A 22,304-nucleotide genomic window follows, 5' to 3' on the forward strand; every position below is an offset into this window, starting at 1 on the left:
AGTTCCGTACTCGTCGGTAAGCTGACCCAAGATCTTCTCGTCGGTCGGTAAGTACGGTCCGTTTACCGATCGAGTCGCGGATAAGCTCAGCCACAGGCACTTCGAAGTTCGCACGGCGGCGCGCCGTTCGCCCCAGTAACGACCGGTAACTCGACGTTATCGGTCGCACGACGCCGATGCGCGGTCGAGAGCCGCCACCGTCCGGCCGCGCGACGCCGACGCGAGGGACGCCGACAGATCGTGCGACCCGCTACCGGGGAGAGCCGCCGATCCGAAGCCGGTTTACCCGTCGGCCGACCAGTTGCGAGCAGATGACGCTGCGCGCGACGTTCCTCGGAACCGGCGGGGCCGTGCCGACGACCGAGCGTAACCCGCCCGCGATCGCGGTCAACCGCGAGGGCGACCAGCTGCTGTTCGACTGCGCCGAGGGAACTCAGCGCCAGATGATGCGCTTCGGCACCGGTTTCGGCGTCTCCCATCTCTTCGTCACGCACACCCACGGCGATCACGTCTACGGCATCCCCGGACTGCTCGACACGCTCGATTTCAACGACCGCGAGGACGCGCTGACGATCCACGTCCCGCCGGGCAAGAAGGGCGAGCTCCGGGCGTTCGTCGACGCCGCCGGCGCCCGACCCACGTTCCCGCTGCGGATCAACGAAGTCCGGGACGGAACGGTCGCGCTGCGCCGCGACGACTACGAAGTGCGGGCGTTCGAGGTCGAACACCGCACCAGCGCCGTCGGCTACGCGCTCGTCGAGGACGACCGCAAGGGCCGGTTCGATCGCGAGAAAGCGGAGGAGCTGGGCGTCCCCGTCGGGCCGAAGTTCTCGCGGCTCCACGAGGGCGAGTCGGTCGAACTGGACGACGGCACCGTGATCGATCCCGAGCAGGTCGTCGGATCGCCGCGGCCGGGCCGGAAACTCGTCTACACCGGCGACACGCGCCCGATCGATCGCACCGTCGTGGTCGCAGACGGCGCCGACCTGCTGATCCACGACGCCACGTTCGCCGACGACCGGGCGGACCGCGCCCGGAAAACCGGTCACGCGACGGCGCGCGAGGCCGCCGAAATCGCCGACCGTGCCGACGTCAGCCGGCTCGCGCTGCTGCACGTCTCCTCGCGATACACCGGCGACGTCGGCGCCCACCTGCGGGAGGCCCGCGAGGCGTTCGACGGCGACGTGTTCGCGCCCGACGACGGCCGGACCGTCGAGGTGCCCTACCCCGACGGAGGGTGACCGATTGCTATTTTTCAACCGCAAAGTACAGTATCATCACGGAGACAAATAGCAACAACACTGGCAACAGATATGCGATCTGCGGAACGTGTTGTCGAGTGAGAGTGATCATCCCGACTACTACCATTGCCAGTCCGACAATGGCGGCCACGGCGAACGACGCATTCATTTCCATTCCCGGAGGATTATTTCGGATTGCATTACTAAAAATCAGGGATGCGTTCCCCGTTTTACATCGCTCCGACGCCACTGATGATCATCGTCCCACCAACGACGTCCGCACCGACCAGACCGAGTTTCCGAGACTGCCGGCAGTTGTATGAGACCAGCGAGGCCGCCCATCGCGACGCCCGCTGATCCAGCGGTTGAACTACCACTCGCGCCCGCCGTGGATTTATTCGTGGTGATTCCCTACACGGGGTCGTGAGCCACCGAACGAGCGCCCTCGACGCGGTCGTGTTCGGCGTCGACGTCCAGAGCGGCGACGTGCGGGGCGACGCGCCCTCCTACGCGCTGTGCGTCTTCGACGGCGAGTCGATCGAGCGGGACGTCGTCAGCTACCGCAAGCTCCGCCGGCTGATCGCGGACCGGGAACCCGCGATGGTCGCCACCGACAACATGTACGAGCTCGCGGAGAACAAGGACGCCCTGATCGCGCTTTTGGGCGACCTGCCCGACGGCACCCGGCTCGTGCAGGTGACCGGCGACGAGCAGCCCGAGCCGCTCTCGCGGGTCGCCAAGCGCCACGGCGTCCCCTACGGCAAGGACCCGATGCAGGAAGCCGAGGCCGCCGCGCGACTCGCGGCCCGGAACGTGGGCTACGAGGTCTCGGCGTTCACCGACACGACCGAGGTCAAAGTCGCCCGGGGGCGTTCGACCGGAAAGGGCGGATGGAGCGAGGACCGCTACACGCGCAAGATCCACGGCGCGGTCAAGCGTCGCTCGCGGGAGGTCGAGAGCGAACTCGACGACGCCGCACTCGAGTACGAGAAAGACGTCACCGAGAAGTACGGCGGGTTCAGCAACGCAATTTTTCGGGTATCGGGACGACCCGAGGACATCCCCGTCGGCCGCGAGCGCTCGGGCGACGTGCGGATCGAGATCGAGCGCGAGCGCCGCGACGGCATCGAGTTCCACCCGCTCGTGAAGCGCCGGGACCACGTGCTCGTGGGGATCGACCCCGGGACGACGACCGCCGTCGCCGTCGTCGGGCTCGACGGCGAGGTGCTGGACGTGCTCTCGACGCGGACCGCCGACACCGCCGCCGTGATCGAGTGGATCGTCGAGCGCGGGCGGCCGATCCTCGTCGCCGCCGACGTGACGCCGATGCCCGAGACCGTCGAGAAGATCCGCCGCAGCTTCGACGCCGCGCCGTGGACGCCGACCTCGGACCTGCCGGTCGACACCAAGCAGCACCGCACCCGCGAGGAGGGGTACGACAACGACCACGAGCGCGACGCCATGGCCGCCGCGCTGTCGGCGTTCGACGAGCGCGAGGATCAGTTCCGCCGGATCGCCCGCAAGGTGCCCCCGGAGTTCGACCGGGGCGAGGTCACCGCCCGCGTCGTCGCCGGCGAGGAGTCCGTCGAGACGGTGCTGGAGGACCTCACCGAGCCCGACGAGGAGGAGACAGAGGAGACCGAGCACAGTCCCCGCGAGCTCACCGACGAGGAAAAGCGGATTCGGGATCTCGAACGGCAGGTCGAGCGCCTCGAATCCCACGTCGATCGGCTGGAGGACACAGTCGACGAGAAAGACGAGCGCATCGAGGAACTGGAGGGCGAGCTCTCGGAGGCCCGCCGCGAGGAGCGCCGCGAGGCCCGCGAGCGCCGCGAGGTGACTCGGCTCCAGCGCAAGAACGAGCGCCTGCAGCGGGAGATCGAAGAGTTGGAGGAGGACAACGAAGCCCTAGAGGACAAGCTCGACCGCCTGAAAGAGCTCTGGAAGCTCGACCACTCGAACTTCGCGGACGTCTCCGCGAAGAAGAAGGATCTGATTCCGATCAAGCCCGTCGAGAAGTTCACCGCGAACGCCCTCGAAGACGCCCACGAGAGCTACGGGCTCGCCGAGGACGACGTGATCTTCCTCCGGGACGCCAGCGGCGCCGGGCGCTCGACCGCCGAGCGCCTCGTCGACGTCGATCCCCGCGTCGTGCTCAAGGCCGGTGGCGACCTCTCCGACGTCGCCGACGAGATCCTCTTCGAGCACGAAATCCCGGTCGGCCCCGCCGCGGACGTCCGGATGCAGGAGGTCGACGAGCTCGCGGTCGCACGGGAAACGGATGTCGAGGCCGTGATCGAGGACTGGCACGACAGGGCCGAGGAACGACGCAAGGAGCAGAACGCCGAGATGGTCGACCAGATCATCAGCGAGCACCGGGTGCGCGACGACGAGGCCGGGGCGTCCGGCCTCTGATCCCGTTCAGAGTTCCTTCTCGATAACGTAGCCCCACTTCTCGTACTCGCGGCTCTCGTAATACTCGTGAACCGCCCCCTCGTCGAGCGGGCTCGCCAGCGCGACGTACTCGCAGTTCCGTTCGGCGGCCCACGCCTCGACGTGCTCCAGTAGCGCGGTACCGTGACCCTCGCCCCGGCGGGGGTCGTCGACCACGAGATCGTAGAGCCACGCGATCCGGGCGTGGTGGAGGTGGTTGCCGAGCTGGACGCCGGCGACACCGGCGAGGTCCTCGCCGTCGAAGCGTCCGAACAGGTGGTATTCGTCCGCGCCGGTCCACGCGACGATCTCCTCGGGATCGGCGTCGCTCCACAGCTGGCGGAGGATCGGGACGGCGTCGCGGCGCTCTCGCTCGGCGTCGAGTTCGCGGATCTCCATGCGATCGCAGAGTGGCTGGTCGAAAATAAAGGTGGATCTCGGCGCGGCGTCAGTTCAGGCGCTCTGTCCCGTCGGGACCTACGGCGCGCACCGCCGCCCCGAGGTCGGTGTGGCGGAGCCGATAGTAGAAAAACGGGACGTAGATCCCGACCAACGCCGTGAGCTGGAACCATCCGAGTCGCGTCTCGGGTGGTTCCCGGCCTGTCCCTTTCTCGATCGACCGCGGGAACAGCTCCGGGAACAGCGACCGAAGCTCCGGCGCGATCAGAAGCTGGAAGACCGCGACCGCAACGAGCATCACGAGGAGGGATTCGACTGCGAACCGCCTGAAGTTCGAATCTCGAAGGAGCTTCCGCTGGTAGGACGTCAGCATTAGGAAACCAAATCAACTCCGAGTTCAATAAATTATCGGCTATCGTATCTGAACGATAGGCTGCAGCCCCCCGAAATCTGTCGTGAGCGCATCAGTCCAGTCGATACTGACGTCGATGCGGCCTATATCGACGTTTTCTCGACGACGGCGCTCACCCAGTTCCGCTCAGTCTCGATCCGCACGGGATCGAGTCCGGCGTCGGCGAGCAGCTCGCGGAGCTCCCGCTCGCGGTAGTACTCGAAGTGCCTGCCGTTCGGATCGGAACCGGGAGTTTCCCCGCGCTTTACCGAGACGAAGGCGACGCCGTCCCTATCCAGCACCCGCCGGAATTCACGGAGGGCCGCCGCCGCGTCTGCGCGGGGAACGTGAAGCAACGAGGCGCTGCTCCAGACGCCGTCGAACGACCCCGCCTCGAAGGGGAGCCGACGCATGTCGGCGCGAGCGAGCGCGGCGTCGGGAACCTGATCGCGCGCGGCTCCGAGAAACGCCGGCGTCAGGTCCAGTCCCGTCGCGTCGTAGCCGCGTTCCGCGAACGTTTCGAGGTCGGGACCGGGGCCGCAGCCGACGTCGAGGATCCGGTCGCCGTCGAGTTCGTCGAAGAACGCGTCGCCGTACCGGGCGGCGACCGACGCGTCGAGATACTTCTCGACGTACGCGTCGGCGTCGGACTCGTAGGCGTCGAGCGTTCGGCGCACCTCGTCCATGGCAATTCCTTCCGCTCGAACGACAAATAGGTGGTCGCTGTCAGAGGATCGAGGTTTCGCTCGCGCTTACGCCGCGGCTTCCGCCAGCGGCTCGACTGCCAGCGTCATCTCGACGCCCTCCACTTCCCAGGTCTTGCGGTTGCCGTTCTCGACGTCGACGTCACCGAGCTCCTCGGCGCGAACCTCCTGCGTGATCAGTTCCTCGTGCTCGCGCACCAGATCGGCCACGCGATCGTCCGCAACGTCGATCTCCAGCCGGATCGAGGCGTCCATCTCGAGATCGAGTTCCTTGCGCATCTCGCTGCCACCTTTTTCCGCCTCGGGTGTGCTACGCACACCGCTCGGCGCAAAAACGTGGGCGAAAAAGGCAGAACGCTCCCTTCGGTCGCGTTCTGTACTACTCGGAGGCTTCCGCAGCCACGACAGGCGCGATCGCGATCTCCATCTCGGTGCCCTCTACGTCCCACGTCTTCCGGTGACCGTCTTCGACAGCCGCGAGCTCTTCCGCACGAACTTCCTGCGTGATCAGCCCCTCGTGCTCGCGAACCAGGTCAGCAACGCGGTCGTCGGCCACGTCGATCTCCAGCCGGATCGAGGCGTCCATCTCGAGATCGAGTTCCTTGCGCATCTCCTGGACGCGCCGGATCACCTCCCGGGCGTACCCCTCGCTCTCGATGTCCTCGTTGAGCTCGGTGTCGACGTAGACGACGCCCAGATCGTCGCCGTTGCGCGAGAACGCCGACCCGGAGACGGCGTCGGGCGTCTGGGTGACGAACGACACCATCTCCTCGGTGAGCTCGTCGTCGGCCTCGAGCACGTCGGCGACGGCGACTTCGAGCGCGTCGAGGGTCGGCTCGTCGACGCGAGCGTCGTTGAGCGCGTTCATCACCTGCCCGGCGCGGTCGCCGAAGGCGGGGCCGAGCTCGCTCATGTCGGCCTCGGCGCTGTAGCGCAGCTCGCCCCAGTCGTCGTCGGGGTCGACGAGCTGGATCTCGCGAGCGTTCAGGCGGTCGGCCAGCAGGTCGCGGTGGCGCTCGACGGCGTCGACGACGCGCTCGTCGTCGGGAGCGACCACGGCGCGGGTGACGGGCCAGCGGAGCTTGCGTTCCGCTTGCTGGCGGGCGTTCGAGCCCGCCTCCTCGACGGCTCGGACTATGTCGACGTCCTCCTCCAGCTGCGCGTCGCGGAGGTCGTCGTCGGCCTCGGGCCACTCGCACATGTGGACCGTCGGGTGCTCGGCGTCGCCGGTGAGATAGCCGTAGATCTCCTCGGCGACGAAGGGAGTGAAGGGCGCCAGCAGCGCGACGACCTCTCGGAGGACCCGGTACAGCGTCGCGTAGGCGGCGCGCTTGGACTCGCTGTCCTCCTCGTCCCACATGCGCTCGCGGACGAGCTGGACGTAGTACCGCGAGACGTCCTCGACGACGAAGTCGAGCACGGCGTCGATCGCGCGGTCCTGCCGGAACTCCTCCATCGCCTCGGTCGCCTCGGCTTCGACCGACTGCAGGCGCGAGAGCACCCAGCGGTCCTCGCGGTCGAGTTCGACGTCCTCGATCGTGGTGGCATCGGGGTCGAACCCGTCCATCCGCATATAGGGGAGCGGGAACCGGAACACGTTCCAGAGGATGTTGAGCCGGCGCTGCATCTCCTGGGTCTCGTCGTAGGAGAACTGCATGTCCTCGCCGCGCGCAGTAAGGGAAAGCAGGAACGCCCGCATCGGGTCGGCGCCGTAGTCGTCGATGACCTCGCCGGGATCGACGCGGATGTCCTTGGACTTCGACATCGCGCGGCCGTCGGGCATCAGCGCGTGGCCGTGCATCACGACCTGTTTATAGGGGGATTCGCCGACCGCGGCGGTGCCCATGCCGAGCTGGGACCAGAACCAGCCCCGCGTCTGGTCGTGAGCTTCGAGGATCAGGTCGGCGGGCCACAGCTCCTCGAAGTCCTCGGTTTCGGAGGGGTAGTCGATCGTCCCCCACGTCGCGACCGCCGAGTCGAGCCAGACGTCGAACACGTCCGGGACGCGGGTGTACGTTCGGCCGTCCTCGGTGATCGTCAGGTCGTCGACGGTGTCCTTGTGGAGATCCACAGCGTCGGGATCGACGTCCTGGTCGACGCGCTCGGCGAGCTCCTCGCGGTCGCCGATCACGATCGCGTCGTCCATCGTGCCGTCCCAGTTTTCGGGCGTCCAGATCGGGATCGGCGTCCCCCAGTAACGCTGGCGCGAGACGTTCCAGTCCGGCGCCTCCTCGACGAAGTCCCGGAAGCGGTTCTCGCGGGCCCAGTCGGGGTACCACTCCGAGTCGCCGATGTTGTCCAGCAGCTCGTCTTTGACGTCGGTGATCGTGATGAACCACTGGTCAGTGACGATCTGCAGGATGCCGGTGTCACACCGCCAGCAGTGGCCGTAGCTGTGGGTAGTGGTGCCCGCCGAGAGCATGAGGTCCTTCTCCTGCAGGTCGGCGATGATCTCGTCGTCGGCGTCCTTGACGAACTGGCCGGCGTACTCGCCCGCCGAGTCCTCGTAGACGCCGTCGCCGCCGACCGGACAGAAGATATCGAGGCCGAGTTCCCGGCCGCGCTCGAAGTCCTCCTCACCGTGGCCCGGCGCGGAGTGGACGAGCCCCGTCCGGTCGACCTCGACGTAGTCGGCGTCGTACACCTGCAGGGCGCCCTCGCCGTCGGGCGCGTCGGGAACCTCCTCGCGGAGCGGGTGGTCGTACTCCCAGCCGACCAGATCCGCGCCGGTGAGCTCCTCGACGACCTCGTAGTCGTCGTAGCGGCCCTCCGAGAGGACGTGTTCGACGACGCCATCGGCGACGTAGAGGCGCTCGGTCTCGCCGTCCTTGGTCGCGTCGACGCCGACGTACTCGACGTCCTCGTCGACGGCGACGAACGTGTTCGCGGGGATCGTCCACGGCGTCGTCGTCCAGATGACGAGCTTGCCCTCGCGGTCGCTCAGCGGGAACTTGACGTAGATCGAGGGGTCCTCGACGTCCTCGTACTCGACCTCGTTGTTGGCGATCGCGGTCTCGCAGCGGGGACACTGCGTGATGGAACGCTGGCCCTGTTCGACGAGCCCTTCGTCGTGGGCCTGCGCGAAGCCCCACCAGGCGGCCTCCATGTACTCGGGCGAAACCGTCTTGTAGGGGTCGTCCCAGTCCATCCAGACGCCGAAGGACTTGAAGTCCTCCTGAAGCCCTTCGAGGCTGTCCTCGGAGAACTCGCGGCAGGCGTCGATGAAGTTCTCGACGCCGTACTCCTCGATGTCCTTCTTGTTCTCGAAATCCATCTCCTCCTCGACTTTCGTCTCGATGGGCAGGCCGTGCATGTCGTAGCCCGGCCGGTCAGTGACGTCGAACCCCTGCATTCGCTTGTAGCGGATGTAGACGTCCTTGAGACTCTTGTTCCAGGCGTGGCCCATGTGGGCCGAGCCCGACGTGTACGGCGGGCCGTCGACGAAGAAGAACCGCTCGTTGCCCGCACGTGCCGCCTTCGCTTTCTCGTAGGCGTCGACCTCGTCCCAGTACTCGAACACGCGGGATTCCACCGCGTCCGGATCGTACTGGTCGTCGACTTCCCCGAATCGGTCCATGTGCCTGCTATCTCACTCCTGCAGTAAAGGACAATCGGTTAGGTAGCGGGCGATTCAGCGGTGGAAAACGGGACTGCGGCGGGTCGAACGGACGAACGTCGGCGCGTCGATCAGGCCCGCAGCGCCAGCGCGGTCTTGGCGAGCTTCTCGTAGCCCATCATGTAAACGCCGGCGTACAGCAGCAGGGCGCCGAAGAAGGCGAACCAGATGGCGATCGTCGTCTCGCCGGCGCCGAGCCGGAGGACGCTGGCGAACTCGGCGGCCAGCCCCAGCCCCGTCAGCGCCGCCGCGGCGACGAGGTACGCGAGCAGTTCCGCGATCACTTCGAGTTGCATGCCTCCCACCAACCCCCGGAAGGCTATGGACCTTTCGGGTGGACGATACGGGAGCGCCCAACGGCGTCGGTCGGGCGCGCTACTTCACGTGGACTTTCGTGACGTGGCCGCCGCAGCCGCACTGCTCGACGTACTCCCACTCGATCTCGTCGCCGAGCTCCGCGTCGAGCGCCTCGTAGAGGTACTCCTCGGGGTGGCCGTTCTCGCCGTGCGTGACGAGGTTGACGTGGTTGCCGGCCGTCGTGTGCTCGACGGCGTCGATCGCCTGCTCGACGACGAGTTCGGGTTCGCCGGCGTGCTCGGGCTTTTCCATGTTCGCCGACCAGGAGTTGTCGTGGACGCGGTCTGTCACCGGGTCGACGTCGCCGTGGCCGTGATCGGTCGTTCCCATACTCGTTAGTTAAATCCGAACGGGAGTGGGCGTTGAGCCGAACACGTTCGGGCAGATGCTGTTCCTCGTCTCCGCGGCGCCGCTACGGAAAGCTTACCTTCGGGCGAGGAGTTCGTTCGGGATAATGGCACACGTCTCGGGTCGCTACGGCGACCTCGACTATCCGACGCTCGCGAAGTACGGCTTTCTCGCCGGCGCCGCGCTGTTCCTCGGCGGCGCGCTCGGCGAAGCGATCCTCTCGACCGGCGTCGCCGCCGGACACCCCGGGGGGATCGACACGCTGCTGACCGGCGCCGAGATCATCGGCGTCGTGCTGGGCCTGTTCGCGCCGCTCGTGTTCGGCATCGTGATGCCGCTGACGGAGTGAGCGATGGTCGATTCCGCGGAGTTTCCGGATCCCGACGAGCGACTGGTCCTCGAACCGGGCTGCCGGCGCTGCCCCGCGCTGGCCGAGGCCCGCGAGTGCATCGCCTGGGGCGCCGGACCGACCGACGCCGCGGTAATGGTGATCGGCGAGGCGCCCGGCGCGGGGCGGCCACCCGAGGACGCCGACGATACCGCGGCGGATCCCGCCCCGCCGGTCGACGCCGACGCGGACGACCCCTGGCGCGGCGGCAACTGGACCGGGATGGCCTTCACGACGCGCCACTCCGGCCGACGAATTAGGACCCTCCTCGCGGAAGCGGGCTACGGCGACGACGCGTACTACACGAACGCCGTCAAGTGCTTTCCCGAAGGCGACGACGGGTCGAACCGCGAGCCGACCGAACAAGAGCGCGCGAACTGCCGGCCCCACCTCCAAACCGAGATCGAGCGAATCGATCCCGACGTGCTGGTGCCGGCCGGGAAGCACGCCGCGGCGTCGACGTTCGTGCTCGCCGACCTGACGCTGGACGGATTCCTCGACACCGTCCTCGATCCGGTCGATTCTCCGGAAATCGACCCGGCGATCCTGCCGATCCTGCACCCGTCGTATCAGGACGTCTGGATCGCCAGGCTGGGGTACGAGCACGACGAGTACGTCGCCGCGATCGGCGACGCGCTGGATCGGCTGACCGGCGAGTGACGCGGTGCCGAGCGGTCGGCGGCGCCGACGCGGCCACGGCGCTCCGGAACGTCGCACCGCTCGGGAAACTTTCATGCCGACACGCGGTGACGTATCGCGTATGCCCGAGGACTGCATCTTCTGCCAGATCGTCGACGGCGAGATCCCCAGTCGCAGCGTCTACGAGGACGATCAGGTCATGGCGTTTCTCGACGCCAACCCCCTCGCGCCGGGCCACACGCTGGTGATCCCGAAAGAACACCACGAGACGCTGGGCGACCTGCCCGAAGACGCGGGCTCGCGCGTCTTCGAGACGCTCCACCGGCTCGCGCCCGAGATCGAGGCCGCGGTCGACGCCGACGCCAGCAACGTCGCGTTCAACAACGGCGAGGCCGCCGGCCAGGAGGTGCCCCACGTCCACGGCCACGTCATCCCGCGGTTCGAGGGCGACGGCGGCGCCCCGATCCACGCCATCGCGGGCGGGCGCCCGGAGCTCTCTGACGAGGAACTCGACGAGATCGCCGACGCGATCGCCGGGCGCACGTAGCGGACTCCGGTCCAAACCTTCTTTGCGGAGACTAAAGGTCGCAGGTGTCTACCGTCCGGTATGACCGACTCCGTCTACGAGGAACTCGACGTGCCAGAAGTGATCAACGCGACCGGCACGAAGACCCGCATCGGCGGGAGCTTGATCCGCCCGGAAGCGGCCGACGCGATGCGACGCGCCGCCGAAGGCTTCGCTCGCATTTCGGACCTTCAGGCGAGAGCCTCCGAGCTGATCGAAGACGTGACGGGCGCCGAAGCGGGCTACGTCGCCTCGGGCGCCAGCGCCTGCATGACGCTTGCGGCGGCGGCCTGCATCGCCGGCGACGACCTCTCGGCGATGGCGTCGCTGCCCGACACCGAGGGGCTGGCCGACGAGATCGTCGTCCCCCGAACCCACAGGACGGGCTACGATCACGCCTACCGCGTCGCCGGCGCCGAGCTCGTCGACGTCGGCGCGAACGACGCGTACCTCGGAACGGGCTCGGAAAACACCGAACTCTGGGAGATCGACGCCGCGATCGGCGAGGACACCGCCGCGGTCGCGTACGTCCAGAAGGCCTACACCACCCCGCCGCTCGACGCCGTCGTCGAGGTCGCCCACGACAACGACGTGCCGGTGATCGTCGACGCCGCCGCCGAGCTGCCGCCCGTCGAGAACCTGGAGCGCTTTGTCGATCTGGGCGTCGATCTCGTCGCCTTTAGCGGCGGGAAGGCGATCCGCGGGCCCCAGACCACCGGGATCCTCGCCGGGCGCGAGGACCTGATCCGGTCGGCGGCGCTCCAGCACCTCGACATGCACGCCGCCGAAGACGCCTACGTGCCGCCCGAGGGCGTGATCGACACCGAGGAACTTCCGGGCGTGCCGCGCCAGGGGATCGGTCGCGGCATGAAGGTCGGCAAGGAGGAGCTCGTGGGCATGATTCGCGCGCTCGAACTGTTCGTCGAGGAGGACCACGAAGCGCGCACAGCCGAGTGGCGCGCCCGCGCCGAGCGCATCGCCGGGGAGCTCGCCGAGGAGCCCGCGCTCTCGACCAGCGTCACCGCCGCCGAAAAGACCGACGTGGCGCCGACGGTGCCCGTAACGGTCGACGAGAACGAAGCGCCGGTCACCACCGCCGAGCTCGTCCGCGGGCTGCGCGAGGAGACGCCGCGGATCTTCGTCGGCGCCGACGAACTCGACGAGGGACGCTTCACGATCAATCCGATGTGCCTGCCCGACGAGCAGGTCGAGTACGTCCTCGAACGGATCCGTGCGCGGCTTTAAGGATCGATCGTACCCGATCGCCGTAGGCTCGACGAACTGTCGACGCGGTCATTTCCCGGACCAGACCGGGTTAGTTTCCCTTTTGTCTCGCTGCATTTTTATCCGGTGGAGCGGTACGCCGGCGTATGTCCGAACAGCCTACGACGGCGGCGCTCGTCGGGACCGCGGGCGGCGCCGGCGCCACGAGACTCACGGCCGAGGTCGGGGCGACGCTCGCCCGTGACGACCGCAGCGTCGCCGTTCTCGACGTCGCCTTCGCCACGCAGGGGCTCGCACAGCACGTTCCGGGGCGGATCGAGACCGACGTCGTCGATCTGGTCACCGACGACGATCCGCGACCGAGCGACGCCGCCGTCGACCTGCGGACTGACACGCCCGGCAGGCTCGTCGCCGTCCCCTCCCGCGCGCCGTTCCAGGCGCTCGCGCGCGCCAAGACCGCCGGCGCCGCCGAGCGCTTCGAGACCGTGCTCGCCCGGCTCGACGAGGCGTTCGATCGCGTGCTCGTCGACGTGCCGCCGATCGCGACCAACCCCGCCGTCGCGACCGTGACGGCGGCCGAGCGCGTCGCGCTCGTCGCACCCGGCACCGAGCGCGGCGTCGACTCGCTCCAGCGGTCCCGCGCGCGGCTGACCGATATCGGGACGACCGACGATCTGGCGGTGGCGAACCGAACCACCGATTCGCCCGACGGGTCGATCGATCTTGCGATCCCAGAAAGCGAGGCGACCGCGGTCGCGGACGCGCCGGCCTGCCTCGATCCCGACGACGAGTTCGCGCCGGCGGTCGCGGCGCTCGCCGAAGAACTGTTCGACGACTCGCTCGACCTCGAGTTCCCCGAACCCGACCTCGTCGACCGGCTGCGGTCCTAGAGCAAGTCGTCGACGCCGCTCATCGTCTCGGATAGCCGGTCGCGCTTTTCGACCGCGGCGTCGTCACCCTCCCGCAGCGCCCCGCGCACCGCGTCCGCGGCGTCCGACAGCGGTTCGTGGGCCTCGAGGTACGACGCCAACGCGAACTCGGCTTCGCTCGCGCCGGTCAGCGCCTGCGCGTCGGCCCGCGAGAGCTCGCCGCGCTGCCAGTCCCTGACGATCCGCCGCGATTCGGGGGCCAGCGGCGAAAGCCCCTCGACGCCGAGCAGGTGAAGCGCCTTCGCCGCCGTCGTCGGGACGACGCCGGCCTCGGCGGCGGCGTCGCCGACGCTCGCGCCCGCAGTGTACGCGCCGACGACTTCCGCCGCGGCGTCCGCCGAGCAGGGGAGATCGGCCTCGACGTCGCGGAGCGCTCCGATCAGATCGTCGTCGGTGTCGTCGACCGTCGCGACGCCGCGCTCGCGCTGCTCGGCCGTCACCTCGATGCCGGCGGCAATCTCCGATAGCATCTAAATTATTTCTGAAGTCGTGTGCATAAAAGAGCTTGGATGGCATCGCTACGACCAGCGGAACGTACCGGTCACCGGTACCTTCGACCCGCCGGACCCGGATCGTTTCGGTCGTTCGTTGCCGGATTTAAATACCGATCCCGGCCCAAGTTCCGACTGTGATGGCAGACACCGCGACGACGACGACGTGTCCCGAGTGCGGCGGCCGACTGAACGCGAGCGGCGACGAGACGGTCTGCGGCGAGTGCGGGCTCGTCGTCGGCGCCGACCGGATCGACCGCGGCCCCGAGTGGCGATCGTTCGACGACGGCGAGGACCGAAAGCGCACGGGCGCGCCGCTGACGCGCTCCCGGCACGATCGCGGCCTCTCGACCGAGATCGGCTACGGCTCGGACGGGCGGCTCACCGGCCGGAAACGCCGCCAGCTCTCGCGGATGCGCCGGGAACACAACCGATCGAGAATCGCCTCGAAGACCGAGCGCAACCAGGTGTACGCCTTTACCGAGATCCGGCGGATGGTCGCCGACCAGTCGCTGCCCGAATCGATCAAGGAGCAAGCCTGCACGCTGTTCCGGTCGGCCCAGTCAGAGGATCTGCTGCGCGGGCGCTCGCTGGAGGGGTTCGCAGCGGCGACGGTGTACGCGGCCTGCCGCGCGGGGACCGTCTCGCGAACGGTCGACGAGATGGTCGAGGTGTCCCGCGCGAGCCGCGACGAGTTCAAGGCGGCCTACGGGGCGCTCAACACCGAACTCGGCCTGCCGATCGGGCCGATCGACCCGCGCGAGTACCTGCCGCGGTTCGCCAGCCAGCTCGGGCTCGAGGCCGACGTCGAGCGTCGCGCCCGCGACCTCGCTCGAGGTGCTCGGGAGGACGGCATCGTCGGCGGTCGCGATCCCAGCGGATTCGCCGCGGGCTGTCTGTACGCCGCGGCCCGCGAGTTCGACGCCGGCGTCACCCAGGCCGAGGCGGCCGACGTCGCCGACGTCTCGCCGGTGACGCTGCGCTCGGCGTACCACGACCTGACCGAGTGAGCGGCTGCTCGCTGAAGCGGCAGTTACGGGAGAATCGACAGATCAGCGGCCGTCGGAGACGACGATCGACGCCAGCCGCCGGAATCGCTCCGCGACCGTCGAATCCGGTGCGAGCGCCCCGACCGGCTGTCCCGATCGCCGGGCGCGGGCGACGACGTCGGCGTCGGGAATGGTCTCGACGGGGACGCCCAGCGCGTCGCGGACTCGCTCGTCGGGCGGCGAGGCGCCGACGCGGTTCAGCACGACCCGTTCGATGCCGGCGTCGAGGACGCGCGCCAGCGCCCGGGTGCGGACGGCGTCGGGCAGCGCGAACGCCTCGGACGACGCCACGAGCAGGCAGCGATCCGCGGCGTACAGCGGGAGCCCGGCGTCAGCGGACATCCCGGCCGGGCAGTCGATCACGATATCCTCGTAGCTGCGCTCGATTTCTCGGACGGCGTCGACGAGCCCCGTCGGATCGGCCGCCCGCGCGCCGGCGAGCGACCGTCCGCAGGGGAGGAGATCGACCGCACCAGTCTCGTCGACGGCCTCGATCGGCTCGGCGCGCCCGGCCAGCACGTCGTGCAGATCGGGACCGCGGCGTTCGGGCAGATCGGCCATCCCGAGGTCGGCGTCGACGGCGACGGCGTCGAGCGCGTGCGCGAGGTTCAGGGCCACCGTCGTCTTCCCGACGCCGCCCTTCCCGCCGGTGATCGCGAGTATCACGGATCGGTCGCCTCCTCGGCGCGGTCGCTCCCGCCGGAACCGGTTTCGGGGACGGCGTCGCGCGGCGGCGAGGGATCGCCCAGCGCGCGGAGGACGTCCGACGGCGTCGCGCCGTCGGCCGAACTGACCTCGCCCCGATCGCGGTCGACGATCTCGACCGGCGGATCGGCGGGGTCGGCCGGGCTCGCGAACCCGACTGCGACGTGCTCGCCCGCCGGGACGGCCGTCTCGAAGCGTCCGTCCGACCAGCCCGCGGTCGGGACGCCGTCGCGCCGCGGCGGCCAGACCGGCCGGAGTCGGCTCTCGACGGTCACTCGTAGCGCGGGATCCTCCGAGACCGGCGTCGGGTCCCGCGAGAGAACGGCCTCGACCAGCGTCACGTCGCCCTCGCGACGGACGGTCCACTGTAGGTCTGTCACGGGGCGTCTCGCCGCCCGATCGGCCTTAAACTCTCAGGACGGGGCGGCCGAGTCGGCGCGCTGCGGTCGCCGGCGACGCGAACCGATCGACGCCGAGCACGACCGGCGCGGGCGACGGCGAGAGCCGCGCCAGCGCCAGTGCGGCGTCGGCGTCGTCGCCGCGAAACGCGGACGGCGAGTCGCCGGGGCGGGCGGGGCCGGGAACCGCCGCAAGCGCGTCTGCAAACGCGGGGTAGACGGCCGCGGCGAGGTCCGCCCGAACCGCGCGTTCGAGATTCCGTTCGCGGTCCTGCAGTTCGAGCCGACGTTCTCGCCGGGTTCGGAGCTCTCTGGCGCGCTCGCGTTCGCGCGCCAGGCGCTGCTCGGCGGCGATTCGGCCGGTCCTGACCTCCGAGAGTTCGGCGACGGCATCGTCGAGCTGCGCCGAGAGTTCGTCGCTCTCGCCTCGCTCCCGGAGCCGCCCGCGCAGCGTCGCGACGCGCTCGGCGAGTTCGCGCTCGGCGTCGCCCGCGTCCGCGACCGCGCGTCGGGCCGCCGTCGCGTCGCAGTCGTCGAGAGACAGGGCGGCGAGCTTCTCCCGGACTGCAGTGAGCTCGGACTCTTTGGCCGATTCGTGGCCCCGTCGCCTCGCGACGGTCGCCAGCGCCGATCGCAGTTCGACCGTCGCGTCGGGCGTGATCGCGCCGACGTGCTCGAACAGCGGACCGGGGTCCGGGCAGCGAACGGCGATTTTCGACGCCGACTCCGACCCGCGCACGACGGCCGCGAGCCGGTCGGCGTCGACGCCGTGCTCGCGCAGGTCGACCCACTGGCCGCAGCGATCGTCGCCGCCGATCTCGACGTGGACGATCGCGGGCGGTGCGGCGTCAAAGAGCGCCCGGCGTGACATCGCTACTCTGCGAGGTCCCGCTCCCGCATCGCGGCGATCGACGGGTAGTCGGTTCCCGATCGGAACTTCGCGTACGGAGTGCTCGGGTGCTCGCGATCATCGTAGGCCGCTACGGCGTCCCTGACGGACTCGGGGACCGCGACGAACTCGTTGAACGGCCGCGTGCGCTCGATCTGAACGTCGGCGCCGTGCTTGGCCCGCAGTCTGAGCGCGAGGAACGCTCCCAGTTCCGAATCCTCGAACAGAACGGCGCGGCCGAACCGCCGAACGACGGCGTCCTCGTGGGACTGACAGACGTTCCGGAGCGTCTGGCGGGCGCCCCTGGAGTAAGTGACGACCAGTATCACTGGCCGTATTTTACTCCTTTTGAAGTATAAAATTATCGCGGCGAGATCAGTCGTCGAGGCGCTCGATCGCTGTCGCGGTGATCGGCTCGTCGAGCAGGGCCTCGACGCGCTCCCGGGCGTCGTCTAGCGAGGCGGCGACGACCACGACGTCGTCGGCCCGATCTCTCGTCTCGACGCGGTACGCGGCGTCCGGCGCGCTCTCGTACTCGGTGGCGTACGTCCGAAGGACACCCTGAACGCGGCGTTCGGTGGTCGCGAGATCGATCTCGCCGTCCTCGAACGCCGCGAGCGCGTCCTCGACGTTTCTGAGTGCGGAAATTCGGTCCATCGGCGCCCTACGCGGTTCGGAGGTGATCGAGGTTCGGCTCGTACACCTCGCCCTTCTGTTTGAGTTTCTCGATCTCGCGCTCGGCCTTGGTCTGGTCCATCCCGATCTCGTCGACCCGGTCCATCACGACGTCGACCGGCGCGCCGTCCTCGTAGTCCTCCTCGACGTCGGCGATCAGCTGCTTGATGTTCTTGATACGGTCGCGCTGGGTCTTGGACTGGCCCGTCTCGACGACGTCGGCGTCGAACTGTCCGGTCTCGGGGTCGACGCCGATGTCCTGCAGACACGACCGGACGATCTCGATGACGCGCTCGGCGTCCTGGGCCTCGACGGTGTCCGAGAGGCGGACGCGCGCGCTGGCCTCGGCGAGGCGGACGAGCGCTTCGAGCTTCCGGGCGGTCACCGGAACGGGCGCGTCCTCGTCGGTCCCCTTCGAGCGAAGGTCGACGTAGAACTGCTGGATCGCGTCCCGGGCCTCCTCGGTCATCGTCGGGAACACGTTGCTCTTGGCGTGGGCGACGTACTTGCGGAGCAGGTCGGCGTCGATGGCGGGTTCGACCTGCTCGGTCTGGGCGTCGACCTGCTCGCGGGTGACGTCGGGCGTCGCCATCTCGTTGCGCTGGGTGTTGAGCTCGCCCGCGAAGTTCGTCTGGATAATGTGCTCGGCGAGGCGGGCGTCCTCCTCCTCGTCGGGCTGGTCGGTGACCGTGAAGATCAGGTCGAACCGCGAAATGAGGGCGGGTTCGAGGTCGATCTGCTCGCCGATCGGCTCGTACTGGTCGAAGCGGCCGTACTTGGGGTTGGCCGCGCCGAGGAGCGAACAGCGACTTTTCAGTGTAGCGTTAATTCCCGCTTTACTTACACTAATGGATTGCTGTTCCAGTCCTTCGTGCATGGCTGACCGGTCGCTTGCATCCATTTTGTCGAGCTCGTCGACCGCCGCGATGCCTTTGTCAGCTAAGACGAGTGCGCCCGCTTCGAGCGTCCACTGCTGGCCGTCGCCGAAGTCGTCGCGGACCGCCGCGGCGGTCAGACCGGCCGCGGACGAACCCTTGCCGGAGGTGTAGACGGACCGGGGCGAAATCTCGCGGACGTACTGAAGTAGCTGGGACTTACCCGTACCCGGATCGCCTATCAGCAGCATGTGCAGGTCCCCACGGATCCGCGAACCGTCGGGGAGATGCTTGGTGACGCCGGAGAACAGTTGCAGGATGATCGCGAGTTTCTCCTGATCGTAGCCGTAGATCGAGGGCGCCATCGACGCGATCATCTTCTCGTAGATGTCGGGATCCTGGGAAAGTTCGACGATCTCGGCCTTCTCCTCCTCGGTGATCTCCATGTCCTCGAACTCCTCGTCCTCGATCTCGACGGAGACGCCCTCCATGTACACGTCGAAGATCGGGGACTTCTCCTGGTCGCTGCCCTGCTGCTGGAGGTGGAGCACGCCGGTGACGGTGACGTGATCGCCGGGCGTGACCTGGCCGGTGACGTCGTCCTCGATGGTGACGTCGACGCTCTGTGGCGTCTCGCCGCCGCGCAGCCCCTCGGGGCTCTCCTGAACTCGGAGGCGCTGGGCGTCGACGAACTCGGACTGGTCGAAGTTGATGTTGAACGGGCCCTGTCGCTCGCAGCCCTGGCACTCGTGGGGTTCCTGGAAATCACCGGAGGACTGAGGGATGTAGGTGAGCGTGCCGCAGCGCTGGCACTCGAAGGCGGCCTCCTCGATCTTCGGGCGGACGTCGGTCGCCTTGCGGATGATCCCCTGGACCGCCAGCAGCTGTCCGACGTGTCGCGACCGGATCTCCCGGATCTCGGTCGTCTCGGGGAGGTTGTGGACGCGGACGTGGGCGCGCCCGAGACTCACGTCGACCGGGAGGTCGTAGATCCGCAGCGCCTCCTCGGCGTACTCCTGGAGCTGCTCGGGCTGGGAGAGGTAGTCGTCGGCCAGATCCGGGTCGTACTTGTAGAGGTCCTGCCAGTCGACGTGGAGCGACCGCTGCTCGCCGGGGTAGTTCTGCGCGAGCTGGCCGATCTCATCCCGGTAGTAGTTCCGATAGAACTGCTCGAAAGAGTCGACGAGTTCGGTGTTTTCCGCTCGCGCCATTGCTCTCCCGTAACGCGGCATCGCCTATGAACCTTGGCAAAGGGCAGTGGAACTGGAGGTCCGACAGGTCCGGCGAGCGACCGGTAGATCGGGCGAGAGCGGCGTCGACGCCGAAATTCAATCGCCGTCTTCGCGGGGCGGTTTTGCTTCGACATCGGCGTCGCGCGGAGGCTCGGCATCGCGACGCGGATCGGCGTCGCGCGGGGAGTCGACGTCACGCCCGGAGTCGGCGTCGCCCGCGGCGGCGTCCGCAGTCGCGGTCGCGGGAGCAGCCGGGCGCTCGTGGACGACCAGATCGTGGTACTCGAACGCCGGATCGAACCGTCGCAGACGGGCGCGGTACGCGCTCGCGAGGCGGGCGGCCATCCCGGCGTCCGCTCGACTCTCGAACCACAGTCTCGCGAGCGGGACCGGCGTGACGCCCGTTCGGGCGCAGGCGACGCCGAAGCGGCCGTCGCTGGTTGCGAGCGATTCGACGGAAGCGCGGAGCGAGCGGAGCGAGCAGGTCATGGCTGTGGCGTGGTCTCGACGTGGGCGCGCTGAGCGGCGGCGGTATGTTTTAGGTTAGCCTAAAACCATAAAATCGTTTCGCTGCGCTTCGGTCGAAACCACCGGGCAGGTGCGGGCGCGGCGTCGCGTACCGGGTCAGGAATCACCCGCGTAGGCCATCGTGCTCAGCAGCGCGTTCTCGGCTTGCCGGGAGTCGAGTCGGGTGTGCTGGCAGACGATCGGCACGTCGGACTCGATCACGCTGGCGAATCCGGTTCCTCGCGGGACCTCCTCGGGATCGTCGAGATCGTTGAACTGCACGTGCTCGGTTCGTTCGGCCCGCACCGTCAGCCGATAGGGACCGACCGGATCGCGGTCGCTGAAGTAGAGCGTGATCTCGACGTCGGCGTCGCGCTCGCTCGCGTTCAGGATGCAGATCGTCTCGTGGCTCGTCATCTCCGGGGCCGGGCCGGTGCTCCCCGCGGGGATGTACCCCTCCGGGATCGCCCAGCGTTGCTTTCCGATCATCGTTCGGTTCGTCATCCCACGATCGGCGTGAAAAACTGCCACCCCGATCGCCGAACGTTCGCAGTCCGAACGAGAGACCGACGGCGAGAGTTACTGCTCGCCGCCGAACTCGCGGTCGCCCTGGATGCGGGTCGCCTGCGGGCCCTTCTGCTCCTGGTACTTCGAGCCGCGCTCCTCGCCGTACGGTCGTTCTGCTGGCGACTTCAGTTGCGTGAACGTGAGCTGCGCGATGCGCATGTCCGGCGTCAGTGCGACGGGCGTCGTCCCGAGGTTCGACAGTTCCAGCGTGATCTGGCCCTTGTAGCCGGGATCGACGACGCCGGCGGTGGCGTGGACGACGATCGCGATCCGGCCGAGCGACGAGCGGCCGTTCACGTGTGCGATGAGGTCATTCGGGACTTCGAGCCGCTCTTTCGTCGTGCCGAGAACGAACTCCCCGGCGTGGAGGATGTACGACTCGTCCTGCGGGACGGTCTTTTTGGTGACGTACTCCTCCATGTCCCGCTCGTTGTTCGGATCGATACACGAGATGTTCCCGTTGTCGAACTCCAGAAACTCGTCGCCGAGGCGGAAATCGACTGACGCCGGCTGCACCTGCAGGTCGGGGTCGTCGAGCGGATCGATGACGAGGTCCCCCTCCTCGAGACGCCGTAGAATATCCGCATCTGAAAGCATCATACCGTGTCCTTGCTGCAGGGGGCGCTTTAAACATTTGTTTGTGGCCCGTCGATCGGGTCGACCGAGAGATCACGAACCATCGGTGGGGAGGGTGGTCGGCCGTCTAAAGCCGATTCTTCCGAAAAGGCGTCTCGCAGAAATCGTCTCAAGCCTAGGCCGGGATTTGAACCCGGGCTCTCGTCCTTACCAAGGACGCGCTTTACCGCTAAGCTACCCAGGCGCATATCCTGATTGCCGGGATGCGATTTTAGGCGTTTCGATTCGGCCGCCCCGCGGCACGCGGTGTCGTGGGGTCAGGGATCCGTCGCGGACCGGACCTGATCGTCGGCGGCGCCGTCGCTCGGCGTCGAACCGAGGAAGGCGCCCAGCCCGTCGCCGAACAGCGCCGCGGCGGGCGGCAAGGGGAGTTCGGTCGTCCGGCCGAGTTCCGTCGCGACCTGCATGAGCCGGGGTCTGGCCGGGGCGGCCTCGGCGGTGACGCCGTCGGCCGCCGTGGTGCCCGCGATCACCGCGAGTTCGAGGACCGAGGTCTCCAGCGCGCGGTCCAGCGCGCGGGCGTCCTCGGGGTCGGCGTCGCGCCGGAGCGTCTGGTCGCGCCCGAACGAGCGGACGACGTCGACTGCCGCGTCGGCGGCGTCCGTGCGCGCGAGGAGGTAGAATCCCCGCGAGACGAGCACGTCCGCGGCGAGGACGGCGAGGTTGGGCTCGACGTGGTCGGCGGGGTCGCGGTCGGCCCACGGTTCGTCGTGGGCGAGGCTGCGAGTGAGCCGGAGCCCCTCGTAGATGAGCTGGACGCCGGCGCCGCGGTCCGCGACCGGCTCGGTCGGCACCGACTCGTCGACGGCGCGGGCGCTCAACAGTACGAGCGCGCCGGGAGCCATCGAGGCGTCCGCGAGCGCGTCGTCGATCTCCTCGCGGAGCCGTGGCGGCTCGATGTCGGCGACGGCGTCGGTGGCTGCGCGCCGTATCCTCGCGGCGTCGTCCATCACCGCGCTGCTAGGGAAAGGACAGGCAAAGACCTTTGGAAACGCCCGGCGGCGGCTGCGAGGCGACCGCAACGGGACGGCGACGCGCGATGCCGA

26 protein-coding genes and 1 tRNA gene are annotated in these 22,304 nt (G+C 68.4%); 8 read left to right on the plus strand and 19 right to left on the minus strand.

Annotated features, from left to right (window positions below):
• Positions 1-311 precede the first annotated feature (311 nt).
• Positions 312-1,241, plus strand: coding sequence for a ribonuclease Z (gene rnz, locus ABDZ81_RS05950; RefSeq protein WP_343772979.1), 930 nt, complete (start codon positions 312-314; stop codon positions 1,239-1,241).
• Positions 1,242-1,664: 423 nt separating this feature from the next.
• Positions 1,665-3,656 (plus strand): DUF460 domain-containing protein, encoded by a 1,992-nt coding sequence (locus tag ABDZ81_RS05955; protein ID WP_343772980.1) that lies wholly within the window; start codon positions 1,665-1,667, stop codon positions 3,654-3,656.
• A gap of 6 nt (positions 3,657-3,662) precedes the next feature.
• Here the strand turns inward: ABDZ81_RS05955 and ABDZ81_RS05960 are convergent, their stop codons facing one another.
• The 7 genes from ABDZ81_RS05960 to ABDZ81_RS05990 form a co-directional block, all read right to left on the minus strand.
• Entirely contained in the window at positions 3,663-4,073 is a 411-nt protein-coding gene (locus ABDZ81_RS05960) for a GNAT family N-acetyltransferase (protein ID WP_343772982.1), read from the minus strand.
• 49 nt (positions 4,074-4,122) lie between these two features.
• On the minus strand, positions 4,123-4,446 hold the full coding sequence (locus ABDZ81_RS05965; RefSeq protein WP_343772983.1) for an ABC transporter permease: 324 nt from the start codon (positions 4,444-4,446) through the stop codon (positions 4,123-4,125).
• 122 nt (positions 4,447-4,568) lie between these two features.
• Positions 4,569-5,150, minus strand: coding sequence for a class I SAM-dependent methyltransferase (locus ABDZ81_RS05970; protein ID WP_343772984.1), 582 nt, complete (start codon positions 5,148-5,150; stop codon positions 4,569-4,571).
• Between the two features lie 66 nt (positions 5,151-5,216).
• Positions 5,217-5,486 (minus strand): hypothetical protein, encoded by a 270-nt coding sequence (locus ABDZ81_RS05975; protein ID WP_343772985.1) that lies wholly within the window; start codon positions 5,484-5,486, stop codon positions 5,217-5,219.
• A 61-nt stretch (positions 5,487-5,547) separates the two neighbouring features.
• On the minus strand, positions 5,548-8,745 hold the full coding sequence (gene ileS / locus ABDZ81_RS05980; protein WP_343772986.1) for an isoleucine--tRNA ligase: 3,198 nt from the start codon (positions 8,743-8,745) through the stop codon (positions 5,548-5,550).
• Between the two features lie 110 nt (positions 8,746-8,855).
• Complete coding sequence (locus tag ABDZ81_RS05985; RefSeq protein WP_343772987.1) at positions 8,856-9,080, minus strand: DUF8151 family protein; 225 nt, start codon at positions 9,078-9,080, stop codon at positions 8,856-8,858.
• Between the two features lie 79 nt (positions 9,081-9,159).
• Entirely contained in the window at positions 9,160-9,471 is a 312-nt protein-coding gene (locus ABDZ81_RS05990) for a CGCGG family putative rSAM-modified RiPP protein (RefSeq protein WP_343772988.1), read from the minus strand.
• Between the two features lie 124 nt (positions 9,472-9,595).
• On the opposite strand from ABDZ81_RS05990, the gene ABDZ81_RS05995 reads away from it, so the two are divergent.
• From ABDZ81_RS05995 to ABDZ81_RS06015, 5 genes are all read left to right on the plus strand, one after another.
• On the plus strand, positions 9,596-9,838 hold the full coding sequence (locus ABDZ81_RS05995; protein ID WP_343772989.1) for a DUF7860 family protein: 243 nt from the start codon (positions 9,596-9,598) through the stop codon (positions 9,836-9,838).
• A 3-nt stretch (positions 9,839-9,841) separates the two neighbouring features.
• Positions 9,842-10,537 (plus strand): uracil-DNA glycosylase, encoded by a 696-nt coding sequence (locus ABDZ81_RS06000; RefSeq protein WP_343772990.1) that lies wholly within the window; start codon positions 9,842-9,844, stop codon positions 10,535-10,537.
• Between the two features lie 100 nt (positions 10,538-10,637).
• Positions 10,638-11,063, plus strand: a complete 426-nt coding sequence (locus tag ABDZ81_RS06005; protein WP_343772991.1) for an HIT family protein — start codon at positions 10,638-10,640, stop codon at positions 11,061-11,063.
• A gap of 60 nt (positions 11,064-11,123) precedes the next feature.
• Entirely contained in the window at positions 11,124-12,326 is a 1,203-nt protein-coding gene (locus ABDZ81_RS06010; protein WP_343772992.1) for an aminotransferase class V-fold PLP-dependent enzyme, read from the plus strand.
• A gap of 125 nt (positions 12,327-12,451) precedes the next feature.
• Positions 12,452-13,195 carry a ParA family protein gene (locus ABDZ81_RS06015; RefSeq protein WP_343772993.1) on the plus strand — a complete coding sequence of 248 codons (744 nt, stop codon included), beginning with the start codon at positions 12,452-12,454 and terminating at the stop codon, positions 13,193-13,195.
• Here the strand turns inward: ABDZ81_RS06015 and ABDZ81_RS06020 are convergent.
• Complete coding sequence (locus ABDZ81_RS06020; RefSeq protein WP_343772994.1) at positions 13,192-13,704, minus strand: DUF7858 family protein; 513 nt, start codon at positions 13,702-13,704, stop codon at positions 13,192-13,194. The genes ABDZ81_RS06015 and ABDZ81_RS06020 overlap by 4 nt on opposite strands.
• A 161-nt stretch (positions 13,705-13,865) precedes the next feature.
• Here ABDZ81_RS06020 and ABDZ81_RS06025 point away from each other — a divergent pair, with 161 nt between their 5' ends.
• Positions 13,866-14,735, plus strand: coding sequence for a transcription initiation factor IIB (locus ABDZ81_RS06025; protein ID WP_343772995.1), 870 nt, complete (start codon positions 13,866-13,868; stop codon positions 14,733-14,735).
• Positions 14,736-14,777: 42 nt separating this feature from the next.
• Here the strand turns inward: ABDZ81_RS06025 and ABDZ81_RS06030 are convergent, their stop codons facing one another.
• From ABDZ81_RS06030 to ABDZ81_RS06080, 11 genes are all read right to left on the minus strand, one after another.
• On the minus strand, positions 14,778-15,440 hold the full coding sequence (locus ABDZ81_RS06030) for a nucleotide-binding protein (protein WP_343772996.1): 663 nt from the start codon (positions 15,438-15,440) through the stop codon (positions 14,778-14,780).
• Positions 15,437-15,859, minus strand: coding sequence for a DUF7857 domain-containing protein (locus tag ABDZ81_RS06035; RefSeq protein ID WP_343772998.1), 423 nt, complete (start codon positions 15,857-15,859; stop codon positions 15,437-15,439). The genes ABDZ81_RS06030 and ABDZ81_RS06035 overlap by 4 nt, the downstream gene beginning before the upstream one ends.
• Positions 15,860-15,884: 25 nt before the next feature.
• Positions 15,885-16,748, minus strand: coding sequence for a DUF7856 family protein (locus tag ABDZ81_RS06040; RefSeq protein ID WP_343772999.1), 864 nt, complete (start codon positions 16,746-16,748; stop codon positions 15,885-15,887).
• 2 nt (positions 16,749-16,750) lie between these two features.
• Positions 16,751-17,095: a DUF7855 family protein gene (locus ABDZ81_RS06045; RefSeq protein WP_343773000.1), complete on the minus strand. Its 345-nt coding sequence runs from the start codon at positions 17,093-17,095 to the stop codon at positions 16,751-16,753.
• 46 nt (positions 17,096-17,141) lie between these two features.
• Positions 17,142-17,423: a DUF7854 family protein gene (locus ABDZ81_RS06050; RefSeq protein ID WP_343773001.1), complete on the minus strand. Its 282-nt coding sequence runs from the start codon at positions 17,421-17,423 to the stop codon at positions 17,142-17,144.
• Between the two features lie 7 nt (positions 17,424-17,430).
• On the minus strand, positions 17,431-19,527 hold the full coding sequence (locus ABDZ81_RS06055; RefSeq protein WP_343773002.1) for a minichromosome maintenance protein MCM: 2,097 nt from the start codon (positions 19,525-19,527) through the stop codon (positions 17,431-17,433).
• Positions 19,528-19,644: 117 nt separating this feature from the next.
• Positions 19,645-20,037, minus strand: coding sequence for a DUF7552 domain-containing protein (locus ABDZ81_RS06060; RefSeq protein WP_343773003.1), 393 nt, complete (start codon positions 20,035-20,037; stop codon positions 19,645-19,647).
• Between the two features lie 135 nt (positions 20,038-20,172).
• Positions 20,173-20,544 carry a sensory rhodopsin transducer gene (locus tag ABDZ81_RS06065; protein ID WP_343773004.1) on the minus strand — a complete coding sequence of 124 codons (372 nt, stop codon included), beginning with the start codon at positions 20,542-20,544 and terminating at the stop codon, positions 20,173-20,175.
• Between the two features lie 90 nt (positions 20,545-20,634).
• Positions 20,635-21,222 (minus strand): dCTP deaminase, encoded by a 588-nt coding sequence (gene dcd, locus ABDZ81_RS06070; protein WP_343773005.1) that lies wholly within the window; start codon positions 21,220-21,222, stop codon positions 20,635-20,637.
• 148 nt (positions 21,223-21,370) lie between these two features.
• Positions 21,371-21,442: transfer RNA gene (locus ABDZ81_RS06075), tRNA-Thr, on the minus strand.
• A 73-nt stretch (positions 21,443-21,515) separates the two neighbouring features.
• Positions 21,516-22,208: a DUF7114 family protein gene (locus tag ABDZ81_RS06080; RefSeq protein ID WP_343773006.1), complete on the minus strand. Its 693-nt coding sequence runs from the start codon at positions 22,206-22,208 to the stop codon at positions 21,516-21,518.
• Between the last annotated feature and the right edge of the window lie 96 nt (positions 22,209-22,304).

This window comes from Natronoarchaeum mannanilyticum (genome assembly GCF_039522665.1).
Classification (GTDB): domain Archaea; phylum Halobacteriota; class Halobacteria; order Halobacteriales; family Natronoarchaeaceae; genus Natronoarchaeum; species Natronoarchaeum mannanilyticum.

Excerpts from the sequence above, each read along its gene's own strand:
- ABDZ81_RS05995 (WP_343772989.1), top strand. The coding sequence starts at position 9,596 with ATGGCACACGTCTCGGGTCGCTACGGCGACCTCGACTATCCGACGCTC.
- ABDZ81_RS06010 (WP_343772992.1), top strand. The coding sequence starts at position 11,124 with ATGACCGACTCCGTCTACGAGGAACTCGACGTGCCAGAAGTGATCAAC.
- rnz (WP_343772979.1), top strand. The coding sequence starts at position 312 with ATGACGCTGCGCGCGACGTTCCTCGGAACCGGCGGGGCCGTGCCGACG.
- ileS (WP_343772986.1), bottom strand. The coding sequence starts at position 8,745 with ATGGACCGATTCGGGGAAGTCGACGACCAGTACGATCCGGACGCGGTG.
- ABDZ81_RS05990 (WP_343772988.1), bottom strand. The coding sequence starts at position 9,471 with ATGGGAACGACCGATCACGGCCACGGCGACGTCGACCCGGTGACAGAC.
- ABDZ81_RS06015 (WP_343772993.1), top strand. The coding sequence starts at position 12,452 with ATGTCCGAACAGCCTACGACGGCGGCGCTCGTCGGGACCGCGGGCGGC.
- ABDZ81_RS05985 (WP_343772987.1), bottom strand. The coding sequence starts at position 9,080 with ATGCAACTCGAAGTGATCGCGGAACTGCTCGCGTACCTCGTCGCCGCG.
- ABDZ81_RS06040 (WP_343772999.1), bottom strand. The coding sequence starts at position 16,748 with ATGTCACGCCGGGCGCTCTTTGACGCCGCACCGCCCGCGATCGTCCAC.
- ABDZ81_RS05960 (WP_343772982.1), bottom strand. The coding sequence starts at position 4,073 with ATGGAGATCCGCGAACTCGACGCCGAGCGAGAGCGCCGCGACGCCGTC.
- dcd (WP_343773005.1), bottom strand. The coding sequence starts at position 21,222 with ATGATGCTTTCAGATGCGGATATTCTACGGCGTCTCGAGGAGGGGGAC.
- ABDZ81_RS06020 (WP_343772994.1), bottom strand. The coding sequence starts at position 13,704 with ATGCTATCGGAGATTGCCGCCGGCATCGAGGTGACGGCCGAGCAGCGC.
- ABDZ81_RS06000 (WP_343772990.1), top strand. The coding sequence starts at position 9,842 with ATGGTCGATTCCGCGGAGTTTCCGGATCCCGACGAGCGACTGGTCCTC.
- ABDZ81_RS05970 (WP_343772984.1), bottom strand. The coding sequence starts at position 5,150 with ATGGACGAGGTGCGCCGAACGCTCGACGCCTACGAGTCCGACGCCGAC.
- ABDZ81_RS05965 (WP_343772983.1), bottom strand. The coding sequence starts at position 4,446 with ATGCTGACGTCCTACCAGCGGAAGCTCCTTCGAGATTCGAACTTCAGG.
- ABDZ81_RS06065 (WP_343773004.1), bottom strand. The coding sequence starts at position 20,544 with ATGATCGGAAAGCAACGCTGGGCGATCCCGGAGGGGTACATCCCCGCG.
- ABDZ81_RS06050 (WP_343773001.1), bottom strand. The coding sequence starts at position 17,423 with ATGGACCGAATTTCCGCACTCAGAAACGTCGAGGACGCGCTCGCGGCG.
- ABDZ81_RS06060 (WP_343773003.1), bottom strand. The coding sequence starts at position 20,037 with ATGACCTGCTCGCTCCGCTCGCTCCGCGCTTCCGTCGAATCGCTCGCA.
- ABDZ81_RS06055 (WP_343773002.1), bottom strand. The coding sequence starts at position 19,527 with ATGGCGCGAGCGGAAAACACCGAACTCGTCGACTCTTTCGAGCAGTTC.
- ABDZ81_RS06005 (WP_343772991.1), top strand. The coding sequence starts at position 10,638 with ATGCCCGAGGACTGCATCTTCTGCCAGATCGTCGACGGCGAGATCCCC.
- ABDZ81_RS06025 (WP_343772995.1), top strand. The coding sequence starts at position 13,866 with ATGGCAGACACCGCGACGACGACGACGTGTCCCGAGTGCGGCGGCCGA.
- ABDZ81_RS06080 (WP_343773006.1), bottom strand. The coding sequence starts at position 22,208 with ATGGACGACGCCGCGAGGATACGGCGCGCAGCCACCGACGCCGTCGCC.